Source organism: Ruegeria sp. SAZD011 (assembly GCF_059612545.1).
The window spans coordinates 58,863-76,561 of sequence record NZ_JBXWQU010000038.1 but is presented as its reverse complement, the minus strand read 5'-3'; the positions used below and the strand labels follow the sequence as shown (position 1 = coordinate 76,561).

21 protein-coding genes are annotated in these 17,699 nt (G+C 64.2%); 11 read left to right on the top strand and 10 right to left on the bottom strand.

Annotated elements, in window-relative coordinates; all coding sequences use genetic code 11:
* Positions 1 to 137 precede the first annotated feature (137 nt).
* From AC2FLM_RS19015 to trxB, 3 genes are read right to left on the bottom strand one after another with little or no spacing between them, the layout of a single operon-like run.
* Positions 138 to 1,829 carry an adenylate/guanylate cyclase domain-containing protein gene (locus AC2FLM_RS19015; protein ID WP_496859497.1) on the bottom strand — a complete coding sequence of 564 codons (1,692 nt, stop codon included), beginning with the start codon at positions 1,827 to 1,829 and terminating at the stop codon, positions 138 to 140.
* Positions 1,830 to 1,888: 59 nt separating this feature from the next.
* Entirely contained in the window at positions 1,889 to 2,353 is a 465-nt protein-coding gene (locus tag AC2FLM_RS19010; protein WP_496859496.1) for an RES family NAD+ phosphorylase, read from the bottom strand.
* A 4-nt stretch (positions 2,354 to 2,357) separates the two neighbouring features.
* Positions 2,358 to 3,299 (bottom strand): thioredoxin-disulfide reductase, encoded by a 942-nt coding sequence (gene trxB, locus AC2FLM_RS19005; protein WP_234143164.1) that lies wholly within the window; start codon positions 3,297 to 3,299, stop codon positions 2,358 to 2,360.
* A 218-nt stretch (positions 3,300 to 3,517) separates the two neighbouring features.
* Here trxB and AC2FLM_RS19000 point away from each other — a divergent pair, with 218 nt between their 5' ends.
* A complete protein-coding gene (locus tag AC2FLM_RS19000) occupies positions 3,518 to 4,018 on the top strand; it encodes an Lrp/AsnC family transcriptional regulator (protein WP_234139334.1) in 501 nt (166 codons plus the stop codon).
* 98 nt (positions 4,019 to 4,116) lie between these two features.
* Here AC2FLM_RS19000 and AC2FLM_RS18995 read toward each other — a convergent pair whose 3' ends face one another.
* The 5 genes from AC2FLM_RS18995 to lgt all read right to left on the bottom strand — a co-directional run bounded on the left by AC2FLM_RS18995 (position 4,117) and on the right by lgt (position 8,361).
* Positions 4,117 to 4,902: a Hint domain-containing protein gene (locus AC2FLM_RS18995; RefSeq protein WP_234143165.1), complete on the bottom strand. Its 786-nt coding sequence runs from the start codon at positions 4,900 to 4,902 to the stop codon at positions 4,117 to 4,119.
* 343 nt (positions 4,903 to 5,245) lie between these two features.
* Complete coding sequence (locus AC2FLM_RS18990) at positions 5,246 to 5,386, bottom strand: hypothetical protein (protein WP_496859495.1); 141 nt, start codon at positions 5,384 to 5,386, stop codon at positions 5,246 to 5,248.
* 271 nt (positions 5,387 to 5,657) lie between these two features.
* Positions 5,658 to 6,413: a peptidoglycan editing factor PgeF gene (pgeF, locus tag AC2FLM_RS18985; protein WP_496859494.1), complete on the bottom strand. Its 756-nt coding sequence runs from the start codon at positions 6,411 to 6,413 to the stop codon at positions 5,658 to 5,660.
* A complete protein-coding gene (locus AC2FLM_RS18980) occupies positions 6,410 to 7,477 on the bottom strand; it encodes a class I SAM-dependent methyltransferase (protein WP_496859493.1) in 1,068 nt (355 codons plus the stop codon). The genes pgeF and AC2FLM_RS18980 overlap by 4 nt, the downstream gene beginning before the upstream one ends.
* Positions 7,474 to 8,361 (bottom strand): prolipoprotein diacylglyceryl transferase, encoded by an 888-nt coding sequence (lgt, locus tag AC2FLM_RS18975; protein ID WP_496859492.1) that lies wholly within the window; start codon positions 8,359 to 8,361, stop codon positions 7,474 to 7,476. Before lgt ends, AC2FLM_RS18980 begins: the two co-directional genes overlap by 4 nt.
* A 96-nt stretch (positions 8,362 to 8,457) precedes the next feature.
* Here lgt and AC2FLM_RS18970 point away from each other — a divergent pair, with 96 nt between their 5' ends.
* From AC2FLM_RS18970 to AC2FLM_RS18950, 5 genes are all read left to right on the top strand, one after another.
* Positions 8,458 to 8,706: an accessory factor UbiK family protein gene (locus AC2FLM_RS18970; protein WP_496859491.1), complete on the top strand. Its 249-nt coding sequence runs from the start codon at positions 8,458 to 8,460 to the stop codon at positions 8,704 to 8,706.
* Positions 8,707 to 9,027: 321 nt separating this feature from the next.
* Positions 9,028 to 9,528 (top strand): type III secretion system chaperone family protein, encoded by a 501-nt coding sequence (locus tag AC2FLM_RS18965; RefSeq protein ID WP_234139341.1) that lies wholly within the window; start codon positions 9,028 to 9,030, stop codon positions 9,526 to 9,528.
* Positions 9,529 to 9,567: 39 nt separating this feature from the next.
* Positions 9,568 to 10,383: a pyrroline-5-carboxylate reductase gene (gene proC, locus AC2FLM_RS18960; protein WP_496859490.1), complete on the top strand. Its 816-nt coding sequence runs from the start codon at positions 9,568 to 9,570 to the stop codon at positions 10,381 to 10,383.
* Positions 10,376 to 10,714 carry a tRNA-binding protein gene (locus AC2FLM_RS18955; RefSeq protein WP_496859489.1) on the top strand — a complete coding sequence of 113 codons (339 nt, stop codon included), beginning with the start codon at positions 10,376 to 10,378 and terminating at the stop codon, positions 10,712 to 10,714. Before proC ends, AC2FLM_RS18955 begins: the two co-directional genes overlap by 8 nt.
* Positions 10,714 to 11,667 carry a 2-hydroxyacid dehydrogenase gene (locus AC2FLM_RS18950; protein ID WP_496859488.1) on the top strand — a complete coding sequence of 318 codons (954 nt, stop codon included), beginning with the start codon at positions 10,714 to 10,716 and terminating at the stop codon, positions 11,665 to 11,667. Before AC2FLM_RS18955 ends, AC2FLM_RS18950 begins: the two co-directional genes overlap by 1 nt.
* A gap of 213 nt (positions 11,668 to 11,880) precedes the next feature.
* Here the strand turns inward: AC2FLM_RS18950 and AC2FLM_RS18945 are convergent, their stop codons facing one another.
* Entirely contained in the window at positions 11,881 to 12,477 is a 597-nt protein-coding gene (locus tag AC2FLM_RS18945) for a thymidine kinase (RefSeq protein ID WP_496859487.1), read from the bottom strand.
* Positions 12,478 to 12,847: 370 nt separating this feature from the next.
* On the opposite strand from AC2FLM_RS18945, the gene AC2FLM_RS18940 reads away from it, so the two are divergent.
* From AC2FLM_RS18940 to AC2FLM_RS18930, 3 genes are all read left to right on the top strand, one after another.
* A complete protein-coding gene (locus AC2FLM_RS18940; protein WP_234139346.1) occupies positions 12,848 to 13,312 on the top strand; it encodes a hypothetical protein in 465 nt (154 codons plus the stop codon).
* On the top strand, positions 13,309 to 14,286 hold the full coding sequence (locus AC2FLM_RS18935; protein ID WP_496859547.1) for a DUF2332 domain-containing protein: 978 nt from the start codon (positions 13,309 to 13,311) through the stop codon (positions 14,284 to 14,286). The genes AC2FLM_RS18940 and AC2FLM_RS18935 overlap by 4 nt, the downstream gene beginning before the upstream one ends.
* Before the next feature lie 165 nt (positions 14,287 to 14,451).
* Positions 14,452 to 14,829 carry a VOC family protein gene (locus tag AC2FLM_RS18930; RefSeq protein WP_496859486.1) on the top strand — a complete coding sequence of 126 codons (378 nt, stop codon included), beginning with the start codon at positions 14,452 to 14,454 and terminating at the stop codon, positions 14,827 to 14,829.
* A gap of 59 nt (positions 14,830 to 14,888) precedes the next feature.
* Here the strand turns inward: AC2FLM_RS18930 and AC2FLM_RS18925 are convergent, their stop codons facing one another.
* The gene (locus AC2FLM_RS18925; RefSeq protein ID WP_496859485.1) at positions 14,889 to 16,016 is read right to left on the bottom strand and encodes a beta-ketoacyl-ACP synthase III; all 1,128 of its coding nucleotides are present in this window, start codon (positions 16,014 to 16,016) and stop codon (positions 14,889 to 14,891) included.
* A 165-nt stretch (positions 16,017 to 16,181) separates the two neighbouring features.
* Between AC2FLM_RS18925 and AC2FLM_RS18920 the strand changes: the two genes are divergently transcribed.
* A complete protein-coding gene (locus AC2FLM_RS18920) occupies positions 16,182 to 16,655 on the top strand; it encodes a MarR family winged helix-turn-helix transcriptional regulator (protein WP_234143176.1) in 474 nt (157 codons plus the stop codon).
* On the top strand, positions 16,652 to 17,689 hold the full coding sequence (locus AC2FLM_RS18915) for an efflux RND transporter periplasmic adaptor subunit (RefSeq protein WP_496859484.1): 1,038 nt from the start codon (positions 16,652 to 16,654) through the stop codon (positions 17,687 to 17,689). The genes AC2FLM_RS18920 and AC2FLM_RS18915 overlap by 4 nt, the downstream gene beginning before the upstream one ends.
* Positions 17,690 to 17,699: the final 10 nt, after the last annotated feature.

Below are 17,699 nucleotides of genomic sequence, written 5' to 3'. Positions count from 1 at the left end.
ACCCGTGGGCCGCAGATTGTCTAGGACTGCGGCGCAACAAAGGACGAATTGTGCCATTCCGTGACAAATCAAAAGGTTTTTGCCGGATTTGACCGAAAAAGGTGAAACTTTTTCGGCTCATTCCCCGGTTTGCCGGGTTAATCGGAACGCTGTTCGTCGCTGGGCTTGCCCAAAGACAGCGTTGCGGCAGCGGTAACGGGCAGGGCGCTCACCGGTTGCGGCACCCCGCGCAAAGTGAATTCACGGAGCTCCAGCCCGTCTGTTTCGGCCCCGGCCGCCTCCAGGACCGCATGGGAAATCAGCAGTTCAACTCCCAGCGCCTTGGTCTCGGCCTCCAGCCGGCTGGCGGCGTTCACGGTGTCGCCGATGATGGTGCGGGGGGCATGGCCCGCGGCTCCGATCTCGCCCAGCACAAGATTGCCCAGATGCAGGCCCATGCCGATGCGCACCGGCGGTGTGCCTTCGGCGGCAAGCGTGCGGTTGAACACATGAAGCGCGGCGCCGATGCTGCGCGCCGCCTCGATCCCGGCGCGGGCCGAGGTCTGGGCGTCGCGGGCCTCGAACACTGCCAGGAAGCCATCGCCCAGATACTTGTCCACCGTACCGCCCGCGCCAACGACCGAGGGGACGATCGCATCGAAGAAGCGGTTGAGCAGGAACACCACGTCATAGGGCAACTGTCCGGTGGTGCGGGCGGTAAATCCGCGCATGTCGAGAAACAGCACCGCCAGTTGCCGTTCCTGCCCCTGACTGGCATGGGCGCGGCTCCGGCCGCCTTCGGGGCGGAACACGCGAAAGACGGTGGCCGGATCGGTGGGTCGTATCTGGCAGGCGAGCCGGGTATTGGGCGGCGCCCCGACAGCCCGCAACGAGCGCAGCTCGACCTCCGAGGGCGGGTGCAGCAGATCGGCGCCCTCCTCGATCACCACCCGGCAGGTGGTGCAGCGCCCCTTGCCGCCGCAAAGCGCGGTGTGGGGCACCCCGTGGCTGCGCGACATCTGAAGCAGGGTCAGGCCCCGCTCGGACACGATCTCCGGCCCGTCCACATAGCGGATGCGGACCGCGTTGCGCCGACGCATCAGCTTGTGCCCAAGATGGATTGCCGCCGCCAGCGCCAGCAACCCCCAGAACAGGGCCAGCCCCCGATCCTTGACCGCAAAGAGCGCGACAAAGGTCTCGGTATCGGGCCAGTTGAACGCCTCCATGTAACCGGGCCGTTGCGCATCGTCCGTAAATATCGCGAACATCCGCCGCCCCTCGGTCAGCAGTCCGGCCAGCGCGAAGGCGGGCACCAGCACCGCCATCCCGATCATCCAGGGCACCCAGGCGCGCCACCAGCTGGTCAGCCGCAACCAGAAATGCAAACCGATACAGCCGTGAATCCAGACCACCAGCAACAGCCCGCTTTGCTGCCAGATCGAGATATTGGGCCACATCAGGATGATGAGATAGCTCATCTCGTCATTTACGCCGTGAACCTCGTGGGCATATCGGGTGTGGACCAGATGTGCGATCAGTTGCAGCGGGATCAGCAGGCCCAGCCCAAGCTGGATCGCCTCGGCCGGCCGCATGCGCAAAGAACGCCGCCGCGCCAGCCCCGTCAGTGCCAGCCCGGCATGGATCAGCAGCGCGCCGTAAAGAAGGATCGAACCCGGCAGGCTGCGGGTGATGACCTGGCGGGCATCCTGAAACGCGGCCATCCAGACGGGGCTGATCAGGCCCAACCCGATATTGACGAAGTGAAAGAAGGCATAGGCGAACAGGATCAGCCCGGTCGCGATCCTGAGACGTGTCGTCCGACTGCCCCGCCAGAGTGCGCTTGTGCCCATGCCGCCCGTCTCTTGTGGTCCCAAACCCGAGTGTGTGGGGCCGGGGCCGGGCGGTCAAGTCAGCTGGTGGTGAGTTCTGGGCCGGGCCAGGGCAGGGGCGGCGCGCCTTCTGCCCTGACCATACCTTGGTCGAACAGAACGATATGGCTCAGCTCGGGACGCGAGCGCGAGGAATAGAGCAGGCCCTGCGCCCCTTCGGCCCGGGCCGCGTCGGAATAGGCCCAACTGGGCGCGGGGGCGCCGGAGGCGCGGATATCCTGCCAGACCACCGAAACCTCGGGGCGGCCGCGCAGATCGGCCAGCCGGGCATCAGTCACCAAAAGCGGCACGATCACACGGGGTGGGTCCTGCGGCCCCACATAGCGCCGGATCGCCACGCCTGCGCCCTCGGGCGTCAGCGAGGCATAAAGCGCCCATTGGCCAGAATGGTGAAACCGCCCTTCGGGCGCACGGGCCGGGGCGGTGGGCGCCCCGGCCTGATCGGCGAACAGAATTCTCCAGACGGTGCCGGAGAAGGGGATCACCGGATCACTCCTGCTCCGCCAGGAACCGTTCCGCATCCAGCGCGGCCATGCAGCCCATGCCGGCGCTGGTCACCGCCTGGCGGTATTTGTGGTCGGTCAGGTCACCGGCGGCAAAGATGCCGGGGATCGAGGTTTCGGTGGTTCCGGGCTTGACGCTGACATAGCCGCCATTGTGCAATTCCAGCACATCCTTGACCAGCTCGTTGGCGGGCGCATGGCCGATGGCCACGAACACGCCCTTGCAGGGGATGTCGGTGATCTCGCCGGTCTGGACGTTGCGCGCCTTGACCCCTTCGACGCCCAGCGGGCTGTCGGTGCCATAGACCTCTTCCAGTTGGTGGAACCAGAGCGGCACGATCTTTTCGTTCTTGAACAGGCGATCCTGCAGGATCTTCTCGGCGCGCAGCTCGTCGCGGCGGTGGATCAGCGTCACCTTGGAGGCGAAATTGGTCAGAAACAGCGCCTCTTCGACCGCCGTATTGCCGCCGCCGATCACCACGATTTCCTGCCCGCGATAAAAGAACCCGTCGCAGGTGGCGCAGGCAGAGACGCCAAAGCCCTTGAATTTCTCCTCACTCTCCATCCCCAACCATTTGGCGCGGGCGCCAGTGGCCAGGATCACCGCGTCGGCGGTATAGGTGGTGCCGCTGTCGCCCTTGGCGACAAAGGGGCGGGCCGAGGTATCGAGCGAGGTGATGATATCGCCGATGATCTCGCAGCCCATCGCCTTGGCGTGGGCCTCCATCCGCACCATCAGGTCGGGGCCCTGCACCTCGGTATCGCCGGGCCAGTTCTCGACTTCGGTGGTGGTGGTCAGCTGGCCGCCCGGTTCGATCCCCTGAACCAGGATCGGCTCCAGCATGGCTCGGCTGGCATAGACGCCGGCGGTATAGCCCGCAGGCCCGGACCCGATGATCAGAACCTTGGTGTGACGTGTCTCGGCCATGATATCCCCAATGCAGATGGCTGGCGGCGCACCGCCTGTCGAAGAGGGGATATAACCGCCTGGCGCGTGCTCTTAAACCCCTTTGCACATTCGCGTGTACCGCCGGGCATCGAGGTGTGATCAGGCAAGGCTCGGGAAGAAAATTGCGCATGTACGAAAGATTATTGCGCAGCCGACCGGGGCTGTTATAAGAACCGCAAAAAATACGGGAGTTGTTCATGGTCGCGCACCGGCTGGACGAGATAGACCGCAAGATTCTGGCGGAGCTTCAGGCGGATGGCCGCATGACCAATGTCGAGCTGGCCAAACGGGTTGGAATTTCGGCGCCGCCCTGCCTGCGACGTGTTCGCGCGCTTGAGGATGCCGGGCTGATCCGGGGTTATCACGCCGAGGTCAATGCCCGCGAACTGGGGTTCGAGGTGCAGGTCTTTGCCATGGTGGGGCTGGAAAGTCAGGCCGAGGTAGAGCTGAGCGCATTCGAGGCGCGCTGCCGCGAATGGCCGCTTGTGCGCGAATGCCACATGCTGAACGGCGAGGTCGATTTCATGCTGAAATGCGTGGCCCCCGATCTGAGCAGTTTCCAGAGCTTTCTGACCGGTCAGCTGCTGACCACGCCAAACGTGGCCAGCGTCAAGACCTCGCTGGTTATTCGCGGGGCGAAGGACGAGCCGGGCGTTCCCTTCGACGTGCTCGAAGAACGGTTGAGCCGGACAGCCTGATCCCATCGGGGGGGTGGTTCAGCCGGGACATCGGCGGCAGCATAATTGCTGCCAGACAGCATAAACTCCAGAAAATCAATAAGCCCATTGTCCTTTCCTCAGGCTGGGATCGCGTCGATTTCTCCCTCACCCGCGCGCGGAAATGCCTGCGGGCCGAAATCGGTCAGTTGGTCAATATGGTGGAACAGGTTCAAATAGAGAGAGCGGATCGCCTGGCTAAGCACGCGCACGGCCTGAACGCCGGGATGATAGGTTTCGAATTGCAAGCCGTCGACATTGATGACCGCATGGCGTCGCAGGCAGATATGGAACACCTCGACCGGGGTCGGGGGGGCGGTTTCGATGATCCCCATGCCATCGACGAAATGCTGGGCCGGGGTCAGCATCGGCTGATCACCCGCCAATGCCCGCAGGTGGCCCGGTGTCGCCAGCAGACGGGCCGACGGGCCGGCGATGACGCCGGACATCGGGCGCTGCATGCCAAACGCATCGGCCATGATCCGGGTCAGCCGATAGTCGCGACCGGTGGCCGAAACGCGGCCAGGCACGATCACGGTCGAGCCTTTCCAGACCACTTCCTGGGCCGATCCGTCCTGAATGATCACCCGGTCACCGGGCAACAGATCCTCGATCGCCATCGGGCCGCAATCGGTGTCGATGAGAGAACCGCGCGAAAAGGCGCAGAATGCATCCTCGAACAGCGGCAGCGCCGGGGCGATATGGCGCGTCTGCACGACATTGCCGTTTTCAAGAAGGGTACTGACCTCGTAGCGGCGCATCTGTGGGCGCGGCTGGGGACCGCGCAGTGCAGCCGGATCCTGTAAAAGCGGGCTGGTATGGACAGCGTTTCGCGCCGCCCGGGCGAGCGAATGGGGGATAGACATGGCGATATCGGCCCTTTCCTACTTCGGGTCGCATCTGCGTCGGCCCCCACCGACGACGTCAGACGGACAAGATGTCCTTATCTGAATCGGTAGAAACATGCTGGGAAACGGTTCAAATTGTCAAAAAAAGCGACAGGAAAACCTGGTTTCCGTGGCTAATGCAGCGTTCCCCTCAGAACTGTTTCCAAATGGGCGCTCAAACGCCCACACTCGTTACTTTGCCCCCAAGTCCCGCCCCGCGATCAGGCGGGGCGGGCTCTTGTGCCGGGTCCGTCAGGGGCAGCATCCGGACCCGGGTCCCCGGAGAGGCAGCGAGCGGCCCTCCGCGACTAATCAAAAACCGTCAGGCCGATTTCACCTTGATCTGTGCGGCATTGCGGCGGGCGATCATCGCCGTGCGGCGCGCACCACGCGCCCAGGGCATTTGAACTTCGGTCTTCGCTGCGGTTGCGATCACCGATTTCACAAAGCGGGTCTGGGTCATGGTTCATCTCCTGCCTGGGTGCCGGCTTGACGGCGTCACGTTCCTGTTACTGTTCAAATTGCCAGCCGTTTGGGGCAGGTCTGCGGCGGTTCCTTGGAAAATGAGCGACATTCCGACATTGCTTAACCAAGGGTAAATTGCGCCGGGAAATCGCGTAAGCGGCTCACAAATATCGGGAAAAAATCGGGCAAGTTTCGGGTGCAACCAGAGGCTGCGCAGGGTGCGGCCAGAATGTGGCAGAACCGGGCCGTCGTTCGGCTCGCGACCGGTCTCAAAGCCGGATGACAGAGATCAGCCGCCCGTAATCGGCTTCGCCGGCGTGGGTCGCTCGCCGATAGGAATAGAATCGATCTGGATCCGAATAGGTGCAATGGCGGGTCCATTCCGCGTGGCCGCAGCCCGCCGCGCGCAACCTGTGCAGTCCGTAGGCGGGCAGGTCGAACAGCATCCGGTCGTCGGCGCCATTGGCGAAGAACCGACTGTTGCCCATGTCTTCGGCCAGGAAATCGTCCAGAAACTCCGGGCCGACTTCATAGGCGCGCTGCGAAATCGAGGGGCCGATGACGGCGATCGTTCCGGCACGGGTGGCCCCCAGTGCCTCCATTGCGTCGAGGGTTGCCTCAAGCACCCCGTCGCGGGCGCCGCGCCAGCCGGCATGGGCGGCACCGATCACCCCGGCGTCGGGGTCGGCAAACAGCACCGGCTGGCAATCGGCGGTCAGGACCGACAGCGCCAGACCGGGCGTCGCGGTGACGATCGCATCGGCACGCGGCTTGACCTCCAGCGGCCCTTCGACGGTGACGACATCGGGGGAATGGACCTGATGCACGCCAAGCAGCGCGTCGGTGTCGACCTCCATCGCTTGTGCCACACGGGCACGGTTGAGCGCCACGATTTCGGTCTGATCACTCGACCCGCTGCCACAGTTCAACCCGGCGAACACGCCAGAGGACGCACCGCCCCTACGGGTAAAGAAGCCGTGGCGTACAAAGGACAGGCTGTCGGCGGTCAGGATTTCCAGCGTCATGATTCCAATCCGGGTGGCGGGGTGGCGTCGGCGGGATAGAGGCCCAGCACCTTGAACAGGTTTCCCATTTCCTCGGGATGCGTCAACCGGCGATGTGCGGCGACCAGTTGGTTCAACATAGTTTCATCAGCGGTGCGAGCCAGCGCCTGGGCCCTTTGTGCGATTCCCAGGCGCTCCAGAAAGACGCCCTGCGCCGTCAGGCGGCTATGGGCGCATCCGGCGGCGCGGGCGGCCACGGCCAGTTGTTCAAAATCCACATGCGCGGTCAGATCGGCCTGACCGGGATCGGCCAGCGGATCGGCAGAGGCATGGCCCCGCAGCGCCTGAACCGTATCGCCCAGAGAGCGCCAGTCACCGTAATCGACGATCAGCGCGCCTCCGCCATGGGCGGCGATGCGGCTGGCCAGTTCCGTGATGATAGGCGCGGCGGCGGGGCAAAGCTCGACCAGATCGCCCTCGCGGGTATCCTCCAGCCGATGCGCCAGTGCCGGTTGCGGCGCCTCGGCGCCCAGCCCCCAATGCAAGACGCCTTCACGCGCACCGACCAGACGTTCGCGCCAGCCCCCGCCCGCGCGCAGGAACTGGCGCACGGGGAGCGCATCGAAAAACTCGTTGGCAATCAGAAACAGAGGTTGTGCGGGCAGGGCGCCGACCGTGTCGCACCACTGCGGGGCATACCCTGCCAGCGTCTGAGTCTGTGTGGCGCGCAGCACCGGCGAGGCCTCGACCAGCCAGAGCCGGGCGGCGGCGTGCAATCCGGGCACAGCGCGGGTGGCGCGCAGCGCATCGCTCATCAGCGTGCCGCGTCCCGGCCCAAGCTCGGCCAGGGTAAACGGCGCGGGCCGCCCCTGATCGATCCAGGCCTGTGCCAGCGCCAGTCCGATCAGTTCGCCGAACATCTGGCTGATCTCGGGGGCGGTGGTGAAATCGCCCGTCGCGCCCAGCGGGTCGCGGGTGGTGTAATAGCCGTATTCAGGTTGCAGCAGGCACTCGGCCATGTAGTCGGCAAGGCTGATCGGCCCCTGCTGGGTAATCCGTTCCAGCAATAGGTCGGTCAGAGTCATGACGGTACCGCGCGGGCGCGAAATGCGAACCACAGCCCCAGCGCGATCATCGGCAGCGACAGCAGCTGGCCCATGGTCAGGCCGTAGTCGCCCAACTGCCAGGCCAGGCCCAGCGGGTTGCCGGGGGTGACGAATTGCGCGTCGGGCTGCCGAAAGAACTCGACCACGAAGCGCGACAGGCCATAGCCCGCCAGAAACACACCGGTGATGAGGCCTGGCCGTTTCAGCGCCCCGCGCCGCCAGACCAGCCACAACAGCAGCACGCCCAGCAGCAACCCTTCGAGCGCAGCCTCGTAAAGCTGCGAAGGGTGACGGGCGCAGAGATCTACGATGCCCGGACAGTCTTGCGCCGCCTGACCCGGAAAGATCACCGCCCAAGGCAAGTTCGAGGGACGTCCCCACAGCTCGGCATTGATGAAGTTTGCCAGCCGCCCCAGCAGCAGGCCCGGCGGCACCGTATGGGTGATCAGGTCGGCCAGGCTCAGTTTCGGGATGTTGTGGCGCAACGAATAGAGCCATGCCGCGATCACCACACCCAGAAGGCCGCCATGAAAAGCCATGCCGCCTTGCCAGACCATCAGTATCTCGGCCGGATTGGCCAGGTAATAGGCGGGTTGATAGAACAGGACAAAACCCAGCCGCCCCCCCAGGATGACGCCGAGGATGATCCAGGTCAGCAGATCCTCGATCTGTGCGGGCGCCATCGGCGGGGTGTTTGCGGGCCAGAGCGTCGCGCGCCGGGTCGCCAACACCGCCAGCCGCCAGGCGATGATGATCCCGGCGATATAGGCAAGTGCATACCAGCGCAGCGCGAGTTCCATCCCGAACAGCGAGATCGAGAACAGTTCGGGTGAAAGGTCGGGAAAATTCAGTACTGCCTGCATATGCGCCTCAATGCCCGGGGCCTGCGGCAGAAGTCAACCTTGAGCCTTGCCCCTTTGTTGCCCATATAGGGGGCAACTTCGACACGGAGAAGACAGATGCAGACCCGCAACAAGATACTGGACGACATTTCCCAGCTGATGACCAACGCGATGGGCGTGGCCCAGGGCGCGCGGGACGAGGCCGAGACCGCGATGAAATCGCTGATCGACCGTTGGCTGGCCGATCGCGACTTTGTCACGCGCGAGGAATTCGACGCCGTCCGCGCCATGGCGCAAAAGGCGCGCGAGGAGAACGAGGCGATGGCCGCGCGTGTCGCGGCGCTCGAGGCGCGCCTGAAGGACTGACGCCCTGTTCCGGGGAGAGAAAAGGCCGCCGGCGTGGAGACCACGCGGGCGGCTTGGCGTATTTTGAGCAGGGCCGATCGGATCGCAAGCGGAACCTGTCAGGGGTTGCCAATATTTTGCGCTGCGTACCGCGTTTCCCACAACTTATCGGAGCTGTCCCCAAATAATGTGGGTTTATCCCCACATTTCCGGTTGCCAGATCGGCCGTTAGCCTCCACCATATCTAGTATGGACACAGGGAAATCACCCGGTCTGTAGAAAAGGCGACTAGCGCTGGGGCGCTGACAGCCCCTTGCAGCTAGACATCAGTGAGGTGGCAGCATGGCCCTTTCCGAGCAGTTCCTGGAAGAAGACATCCATCCTATAGACATTGTCGAACATCTGGCCGAACACCATGATTGGGATTTCGACCGGATTGGCGATGACCAGATCGCCATGGCGGTCGAAGGGCAGTGGCGGACCTATTCGCTGACGCTGGCCTGGTCGGGCTATGACGAGACGCTGCGCCTGATCTGCACCTTCGAGATGGAGCCGCCGGCCGAAAAGCTGCCGCAGCTTTACGAATTGATCAACGCGATGAACGATCAGTGCTGGGCCGGGACCTTCACCTATTGGGCGGCGCAGAACCTGATGGTTTATCGTTATGGTCTGGTGCTGGCGGGCGGTCAGGTGGCCAGTGCCGAGCAGATCGACACCATGATCGGTGCCGCCGTCCTGAGCGCCGAGCGCTATTACCCGGCAATTCAGCTGATGGTCTGGGGCAACCGCAGCCCCGCCGACGCGATGCAGGTCGCCATTGCAGAGGCTTATGGCCGGGCTTAAACCTGTGCCCCGAACCGGATGACAGGAGAGGGGCATATCGTGGACATGTCTGATATCGCGCGCCGCGGGCTGGTATTGCTGGGCTGTGGCAAGATGGGATCGGCGATGCTCGCCGGCTGGCTCGACGGCGGGCTGCCCGCGGGCTCGGTCTGGGTGATCGACCCCTATCCGTCGGATTGGGTCAAGGCGCAGGGCGTGCATGTGAACGCCGAGCTGCCCGGTGATCCGGCCATTGTCCTGATTGCGGTCAAACCGCAGATGATGGGCGATGCGCTGCCGCAGATGCAGGCGATGGGCAACGGCACCACGCTCTTTGTCTCGGTCGCAGCCGGAACCTCGATCGCCACCTACGAAGATATCCTCGGGGGCGACACGCCCATCGTGCGCGCCATGCCCAACACGCCCGCCGCCATCGGGCGCGGCATTACCGCGCTGATCGGCAACGCCCGTGCCTCTGCTACCGATCTTGACCTGGCCGAGGCGCTGCTCAAGGCGGTGGGTCAGACCGTGCGGCTGGAGCGCGAGGATCAGATGGATGCGGTCACCGGCGTCAGCGGCTCGGGCCCGGCCTATGTGTTCCACCTGATCGAGACTTTGGCCGCCGCCGGCACGGCGCAGGGCCTGCCCGCCGATCTGGCGATGCAGCTGGCCAAGGCCACCGTCGCAGGCGCGGGCGCCCTGGCCGAGGCGGCCGACGAGGATCCCGCCCAATTGCGCATCAACGTGACCTCGCCCAATGGCACCACCCAGGCGGCGCTTGAGGTGCTGATGGAACCTCAGACCGGCTTTCCCGGTCTGCTGACCCGCGCCGTTGCCGCTGCCACCAACCGATCCAGGGAGCTGTCGCGTGGCTGAGATTTCCTTTGATGACTTCCTCAAGGTCGATATCCGCGTGGGCGAGGTGATCCGCGCCGAAGCCTTCCCCGAGGCGCGCAAGCCCGCGATCAAGATGTGGATCGACTTTGGCCCCGAGATTGGCGAGCGCAAGACCTCGGCTCAGATTACCGCGCATTACGATCCGGCGGCATTGGTGGGCAAACAGGTGATGGCGGTGGTCAACTTCCCGCCACGCCAGATCGGCAAGTTCATGTCCGAGGTGCTGGTGCTGGGCCTGCCTGACGAGAACGGCGAAATCGTGTTGATCGGCCCCGATGGCAAGGTGCCGCTGGGCGGGCGGATGCATTGATGAAACTCTTGATCGCACGGCCGATGACCGCCGCAGTCGAAGCCCGCGCGTGCGCCGAATTCGACACCGAGATACGGACCAGCACTGCGCCCATGACCGAGGATGAGATGCTGCGCGCCCTGCGCGAGTTCGACATCGTCATGCCCACTTTGGGCGACATGTTCAGCGCAGGCGTCTTTGCCCAGGTGCCCAAACCTCGATGCGGGCTGCTGGCCAATTTCGGCGTGGGGTACAATCACATCGACGTGGCGGCGGCGCGCGGCGCAGGGGTGGCGGTGAGCAATACGCCCGGCGCGGTGACCGATGCCACGGCGGATATCGCGATGACGCTGCTGCTGACGACCGCGCGCCGCGCGGGAGAGGGCGAGCGGCTGGTCCGCTCGGGCCACTGGGAGGGCTGGCACCCGACCCAGATGCTGGGCCAACACGTGACCGGCAAACATGTGGGCATTGTTGGTCTGGGCCGGATCGGCCAGGCCATCGCCCGGCGCTGTCATTTCGGGTTCGGCATGCAGGTGTCCTATGTGGCACGCAGCGACAAGGACGTGGATTTCCCGGCAACGCGGTTGGACAGCCTCGCGGCGCTGGCCGGGGCGGTCGATTTCCTGGTGGTGGCGGTGCCGGGCGGCGCCGAGACCCGGCACCTGATCGACGCGCAGGTTCTGGCTGCGATGAAACCTTCGGGCATTCTGGTCAACATCGCCCGGGGCGAGGTGGTGGACGAGGCGGCGCTGATTGCTGCGCTCTCGGGGCGCCAGATCGCGGGGGCAGGGCTCGACGTCTACGAGTTCGAACCGCAGGTACCCGAAGTGCTGCGCGCGATGGAGCAGGTGACGCTGTTGCCGCATCTGGGCACCGCCACCGAAGAGGTGCGCAGCAGCATGGGCCATATGGCGCTGGACAATGTGGCGGCGTTTGCCGCTGGGCGCGACCTGCCCAACCCGGTGGACTGAGTTTTCGAGGAGCGGGCTCCTCCCGCCCGCCGTTGACCCGTCCTTGCGGACGGGCCGCCTCTGGTTGGGCCGGGCAGCGCAGCCGCGGGCTGCGCTGCGGTCACGGCAGGCGCGCCCGGTGCGGGCCTTGCCCGCGCAGGGCGCGCCGGGCCCAACGGCCGCAGGGGCATCCGCAGGATGCACCGAGGCGGGCGGGAGCGCCCCCTGTCTCGATCAGTTGGTGGTGTGGCCGTGGTCTCCGGTGGCCTCGCGCCAATGCTTGCGGCAGAGCGAGACATAGGTCTCGTTTCCGCCGATCTGCACCTGCGCGCCTTCGGTGATCGCCTGGCCCGAAGCGTCCTGACGGATCACCATTGTCGCCTTGCGGCCGCATTTACAGATCGTGCGCACCTCGCGCATCTCGTCGGCCAGCGCCAGCAGCGCGGCCGAGCCCGGAAACAGCTTGCCCTGGAAATCGACCCGCAAGCCATAGGCCAGCACCGGCACGTCCAGATCGTCCACCGCCCGCGCCAGTTGCCACACCTGATCGGCTTCGAGAAACTGTGCCTCGTCCACAAAGACACAGGCCACCGGACCAGCGGCAAGCCTGTCGCGGATCATCGCGAACACGTCGTCCCGGGGGGTAAAGACATCTGCCTCTGCCGCGATACCGATCCGGCTGGCGATCCGCCCGGATCCCGCGCGCCCGTCGATGGCGGCGGTCAGCAGATAGGTCTGCATGCCCCTTTCGCGATAGTTGTGCGACGCCTGCAACAGGACGGTCGACTTGCCGGCATTCATGGTGGAGTAGTTGAAGTAGAGCTTGGCCATGAGGTCGGTCTAATCACTTGGCGATGGCACGGCAAGCAGGCCCGAGCGGTCATTTCCGCCGATGCGGGACTTTGGTTGCACCGCCCCCGGTCCGATCTGTCCGAGGCGAACCTCTGGGGATGGACGTGGATCGTTCCGGTTGCGGTGCCCCTTGCCACGTTTGTGGCAGACTGGTCGGAGATCGCGAATAATACACTCCGAAACCTGGTAAAACCGGCAGATCTATTACCGGCAACTCGTTTAAATCCCTGAAAACCTGAGGGATAGCCAAGGTATGACATTTGACTTAGAACGGATTCATGGGAAAAACTCGATCCGTTTCCCCGACAAAAACAATGGGGCGGAAAAAGCGGTTCAGGAAAGGGTGAATATGGCCGACATTGGGGCATATCTGAAAAAACATACCGAGGCTTTGGTCAAGGATGTGGGCATCGAGGCGGCTTGTGCGCTGACTGGAAAGTCCAAGGCGACCTTAGGCCGGTATTATTCGGATAATGCCGAGCATGCCGACCGGTTCATCCCGGTGGATGCGGTCGCGCGGCTTGAAGGTGCGTCCAGCTATCCGCATGTCACCTCTGCGCTCGCGGAACTCAAGAACATCACGCTCAGCTATGACGGGCGCAACAGCGACAGCGAGACGCGCAGCGGCGGCGTCAATGCCGATGTGATCGCGCTGAGCCAGAGATTTGCGATGCTGATGACCGAATACCAGACCGCGATCGAGGATGGGATCATCACCGTGAACGAGGCCAAGCGGCTGCTGAAGGAAACGGTGCAGTTGCAGCAGGTCCTGATCGACATGAAGCTGCATCTGGAAGAGGAAAGCACGAGCTGAGGCCGGGGGCCACACCCGAAACCCAAGCGGCGCTTGCCGAGCGCTATCTGCGGTTTGCCCAAATCGAGGCAGAGGGGCATTCGCCGCTTTACACGGACTGGGCGCGCCATGTGGCGGGTTCGGCGCGCGCGCTTGCCTTTCTCGGAGACCTGCCGCCCGACCGGCGTCAACCCAACCTCTTCTTTGCGGCTCTGCGCCTGGTGGGCGGATTGCCCCGGACAGAGGCCGCGTTTGACGATGTTCTGACCTGCAAGGCCGATGCTATCGCTGCGGTGATGCGGACGCGCCGGACCCAGACCAACGAGCCGGGGCGCTGCGCCTGTCTGCTGCCGCTCTTGGCGCGGGTTGACGGGCCGCTGGCCCTGATCGAGGTCGGCGCCTCGGCCGGGCTTTGCCTGCTGCCAGATCTTTATGGTTATGATTGGGGCCGTGCCCGGCTTGACCCACCGGGTGGCGCCGGGGGGCCGGTTTTCCCATGCCGGGTGAATGATCTTGCGCCCCTGCCGGTGCACCATCCTGAGATCGTCTGGCGGGCGGGGCTCGACCTGGCGCCGCCCGATCTGGAGGATGCCGGGGATGTGGCCTGGCTCGAGGCGCTGGTCTGGCCGGAACAGACCGACCGGCTGGCACGGTTGCGTCAGGCCGTTGCAGTGGCCCGGCAGGCGCCGCCACCGGTAGTGGCAGGCGACCTGACCCGCGATCTGGAGGCGCTGTTGACACAGGCGCCCGCCGATGCGCAGCTGGTGGTGATGCATTCGGCGGTGCTGACCTATGTCAGTGACCCTGACGCTCGGGCGGGTTTTGCCCGGCTCATGCGGTCGCGCGATCTGCACTGGATCAGCAACGAGGCGCCCGGCGTCTTTCCCGACCACGCGAAGGGGCTGACCCCGCCCGCGGGCAAGTTCGTGATGGCGCTGGACGGGCACCCCATCGCCTGGACCGGCCCGCATGGGCAAAGCCTGGATTGGCTATAGCGTTTCGCTGTCGAACGGGGGGCAGATCATCGCCAACGACCAAGGCCGCCGGGGGGCATTGACCATTCGCTTGGCCGTGTTTTGGTCTTGACCTCAACCTTGCTTGAGCTTGCATCCTGCCGTTTCAACTTATTTGCGGCGCGCGATCCAATGAATGGGGCGACAATGAACTATTCGATGGCGGGGATGATCCTGTTCACAGAAAACTATCGGGAATGTGTCGATTTCTATGGCTCGATCCTGGAACTGGAGGTCTTGCACCAGATTGATCGACCGGGTGAAACCCTGACCACGTTTTTGTTGGGCGATACATATTTGATGGTCGAATCCGGTGGAGTGGCCTCGAAGGAGCCCAAGACGCTTGAGCAATCTCCAGTGAAGTTTCGCTTCAACGTTCAGGACGTTCGGGCGACAGCCGATCTGCTCTTGAAAAGAGAAGTCGATGTGAAGGTTACCGAACATACTTGGGGAACCACCGCGGAATTTGTCGATCCAGATGGTAATCGCTGTGCGCTCAGGTCCGACAAGGGATTTGGCGAATAGAAACCGGCCAGCCCCGCCCCGCGAAGGGGGCTCTCCCGGACAAGGGCTGGCGCCCTTCTTCACGACATATGCCGCCGCACGATCACCGAACCCACGGAATAGCCCGCGCCGAAGGAGCAGATCAGGCCCAGATCGCCTTCGGCCAGATCGTCGGAGTTCTGCGAAAAGGCGATGATCGAACCCGCGGACGAGGTGTTGGCATAATCTTGCAGGATGTTGGGCTGTTCGCCCGGCTCCGGCTCGCGGCCCAGCACCTTTTTGCCGATGAAATCGTTCATTGTCTTGTTGGCCTGATGCAGCCACAGCCGTTTCAGATCGGTGTTGGCCACGCCCTCGACCGCCATGTGGTCGGCGATATGCTGGCTGACCATCGGCAGCACTTCCTTGAACACCTTGCGGCCGTTCTGCATGAACTGCATGTCGCGGCGGTCTTTCAGCCCGTCCGGGCGCGAGCGGCGCAGGAACCCGTTGTTGTTGCGGATGTTGTTGGAAAACTGGGTGGCGCAGCGGGTCGAGAGGATCTCGAAATGCGGGCCCTTGGCGTCCTCGATCCGTTCGATCAGGGTGGCGGTGGCCACATCGCCAAAGATGAAATGGCAATCGCGGTCGCGCCATTCCAGATGGGCCGAGCAGATCTCGGGGTTGACCACCAGCGCCGAGCGGATCGAGCCCGAGCGGATCATGTCGGCGGCGGCCTGGATGCCGAAAGTGGCCGAGGAACAGGCCACGTTCATGTCGAAGGCGAACCCTTCGATCCCCAGCGCCTGTTGGATCTCGATCGCGACCGCCGGATAGGCGCGTTCCAGGTTCGAGGCGGCGCAGATCACCGCGTCGACATCGACAGCCGTCTTGCCCGCCTGCGCCAGCGCCTTTTTCGCCGCATCCACTGCCATTTCGGTCATGATGCCCGGCTCGTCATCGTCGCGCTGGCGCAGCAGGGGATGCATCACCGCCGGATCCAGAACGCCGGTCTTGTCCATCACATAGCGGTTCTCGATGCCGCTGGCCTTGACGATGAACTCTTCCGAGGAATGCTGCATCGGTTCCATCTCGCCGGCGGCGATGGCTGGGGCATTTTCGGCATTCATCCGGTCGGCATAGGCGTTGAAGGCCGTGACCAGTTCGGCATTGGTGATGACGTTTGGCGGCGTAAAGACTCCGGTGCCGGTGATGGCGGGTCTGAACATGGCGGATTCCTTGAAATCTGGGATTTGCTCAAAATGCAGGCGATAGCGCGACCGATCAAGAGTGGATGACCCGAGGGAAAGCGGACAATCGAGTGAAATCAACCTTCACATCTTGAATGGTTCATATTTTGAAGTATATCGCGGAGCGAAACAGGGGGTTGCCCGATGACCGACCGCGATTCTTTGCCGCCAAAGACCTTTCCGCCCGAGATCGAGGCGATGATGGGGGTCTATGCGCTGTACTGGAAGCTGGAAGAGGTGATTGCCGCCGAGGTGGCCGAGACCGGTCTCAGCCGTCCCGAGGCGCATATGCTGATCAAGCTTGGCACGCCGATGCGCATGGGGGTGCTGGCACGTGAGATGCTGGCACTGCCCTCGACCATCACCGCCACGGCGGATTCGCTGGAGCGCGCGGGCTATCTGACCCGCAGCCGCGACCCCGATGACCGCCGCGCCTGGCTGTTGGAACTGACGCCCGAGGGCCGGGCGCTGCGCGCCGAGTTTGTCGCCGATGCCGGTGCGCTGTTTCACGAGGTGTCGGGGCTGGATGCCTGCGAGACCGAAGAATTTGCGCGGCTGGCGCGCAAGATCCGCCTGACCATCCTGGAAACCGGACTATCCGAAGGGTTCAAGACATGAGATTTCTTTTTGTGCTGGGGGCTGTGCTGGGCCTTGCCGCGGCCCCCTTGGCCGCGGATACGCCCGCCAAGCCCGTCAAGCTGATGCTGGTGAGCGAGGCCGCGCCCGGGTTTTCGCGCCAGTTCTTTGGCCAGGTGGCGGCGCGGCGGACGGTTGATCTGGCCTTTCAGGTGGCGGGGCAGATCGTGGAATTTCCGGTGAACGAAGGCGTGTTGCTGCCCAAGGGCAATTTGATCGCGCGGCTGGATCTGGAGCCGTTCGAGTTGCAACTGGATCGCGCCCGGCTGCAAAAGGAGCAGGCCGACCGGACTGTGGCGCGGCTGAGCCGGCTCAAGGGAACAACGGTCAGTCAGGTCTCGCTGGACGATGCGGAAACCAATGCGCAACTGGCGGCCATCGCGCTGCGCGATGCGGAATATGCGCTGGAACATGCGACGCTGACGGCGCCGTTTGACGCGCTGATCTCGCGCCGCAACGTGGCGGCCTTTACCACGGTGGCGGCGGGGACGCCGGTGGCGCGGATCCATGACATGTCGGAACTGCGGATCGAAGTGGACGTGCCCGAGATCCTGTTCCAGCGCGCGGGCGAACCCGAGGATGTGACCATCACCGCGACCTTTCCAGCCTCGGAGCAGGAATTTCCGTTGCAGATCCGCGAGTTCGATGCCGAGACATCGAGCGTGGGCCAGACCTTCCGCATCAATTTCGGCTTTGCCCCGCCGCCCGATCTGAACGTGTTTCCCGGCTCGTCGGTGACCGTCAACGTCCGGGTGCGGGATGGCGAACCGGGCATCGCGGTGCCGCCCTCGGCGATCATTGCGGATGCGGGCGGCGGTCCTGGCGTGATGGTATTTGAGCCCACAGGCGCCGATACAGGTACGGTGCGGCGGCAGGCGGTCCAGATCGCGCCCTTGCCGAATGGGTTGGTGCGGGTGCTGTCGGGCCTGTCCGAGGGCGACGAGATCGTCAGTGTCGGCGGTGCCAGCCTGAACGACGGGCAAGCGGTGCGCCGCTTCACCGGTTTCGGCAACTGAAGGGCCGAGT

What these genes read in the sequence shown, in the direction of transcription:
- AC2FLM_RS19015 (WP_496859497.1), bottom strand. Translation starts at nt 1,829, where the DNA reads ATGGGCACAAGCGCACTCTGGCGGGGCAGTCGGACGACACGTCTCAGG.
- trxB (WP_234143164.1), bottom strand. Translation starts at nt 3,299, where the DNA reads ATGGCCGAGACACGTCACACCAAGGTTCTGATCATCGGGTCCGGGCCT.
- AC2FLM_RS19000 (WP_234139334.1), top strand. Translation starts at nt 3,518, where the DNA reads ATGGTCGCGCACCGGCTGGACGAGATAGACCGCAAGATTCTGGCGGAG.
- AC2FLM_RS18995 (WP_234143165.1), bottom strand. Translation starts at nt 4,902, where the DNA reads ATGTCTATCCCCCATTCGCTCGCCCGGGCGGCGCGAAACGCTGTCCAT.
- AC2FLM_RS18990 (WP_496859495.1), bottom strand. Translation starts at nt 5,386, where the DNA reads ATGACCCAGACCCGCTTTGTGAAATCGGTGATCGCAACCGCAGCGAAG.
- pgeF (WP_496859494.1), bottom strand. Translation starts at nt 6,413, where the DNA reads ATGACGCTGGAAATCCTGACCGCCGACAGCCTGTCCTTTGTACGCCAC.
- AC2FLM_RS18980 (WP_496859493.1), bottom strand. Translation starts at nt 7,477, where the DNA reads ATGACTCTGACCGACCTATTGCTGGAACGGATTACCCAGCAGGGGCCG.
- lgt (WP_496859492.1), bottom strand. Translation starts at nt 8,361, where the DNA reads ATGCAGGCAGTACTGAATTTTCCCGACCTTTCACCCGAACTGTTCTCG.
- AC2FLM_RS18970 (WP_496859491.1), top strand. Translation starts at nt 8,458, where the DNA reads ATGCAGACCCGCAACAAGATACTGGACGACATTTCCCAGCTGATGACC.
- AC2FLM_RS18965 (WP_234139341.1), top strand. Translation starts at nt 9,028, where the DNA reads ATGGCCCTTTCCGAGCAGTTCCTGGAAGAAGACATCCATCCTATAGAC.
- AC2FLM_RS18950 (WP_496859488.1), top strand. Translation starts at nt 10,714, where the DNA reads ATGAAACTCTTGATCGCACGGCCGATGACCGCCGCAGTCGAAGCCCGC.
- AC2FLM_RS18945 (WP_496859487.1), bottom strand. Translation starts at nt 12,477, where the DNA reads ATGGCCAAGCTCTACTTCAACTACTCCACCATGAATGCCGGCAAGTCG.
- AC2FLM_RS18940 (WP_234139346.1), top strand. Translation starts at nt 12,848, where the DNA reads ATGGCCGACATTGGGGCATATCTGAAAAAACATACCGAGGCTTTGGTC.
- AC2FLM_RS18930 (WP_496859486.1), top strand. Translation starts at nt 14,452, where the DNA reads ATGAACTATTCGATGGCGGGGATGATCCTGTTCACAGAAAACTATCGG.
- AC2FLM_RS18925 (WP_496859485.1), bottom strand. Translation starts at nt 16,016, where the DNA reads ATGTTCAGACCCGCCATCACCGGCACCGGAGTCTTTACGCCGCCAAAC.
- AC2FLM_RS18920 (WP_234143176.1), top strand. Translation starts at nt 16,182, where the DNA reads ATGACCGACCGCGATTCTTTGCCGCCAAAGACCTTTCCGCCCGAGATC.
- AC2FLM_RS18915 (WP_496859484.1), top strand. Translation starts at nt 16,652, where the DNA reads ATGAGATTTCTTTTTGTGCTGGGGGCTGTGCTGGGCCTTGCCGCGGCC.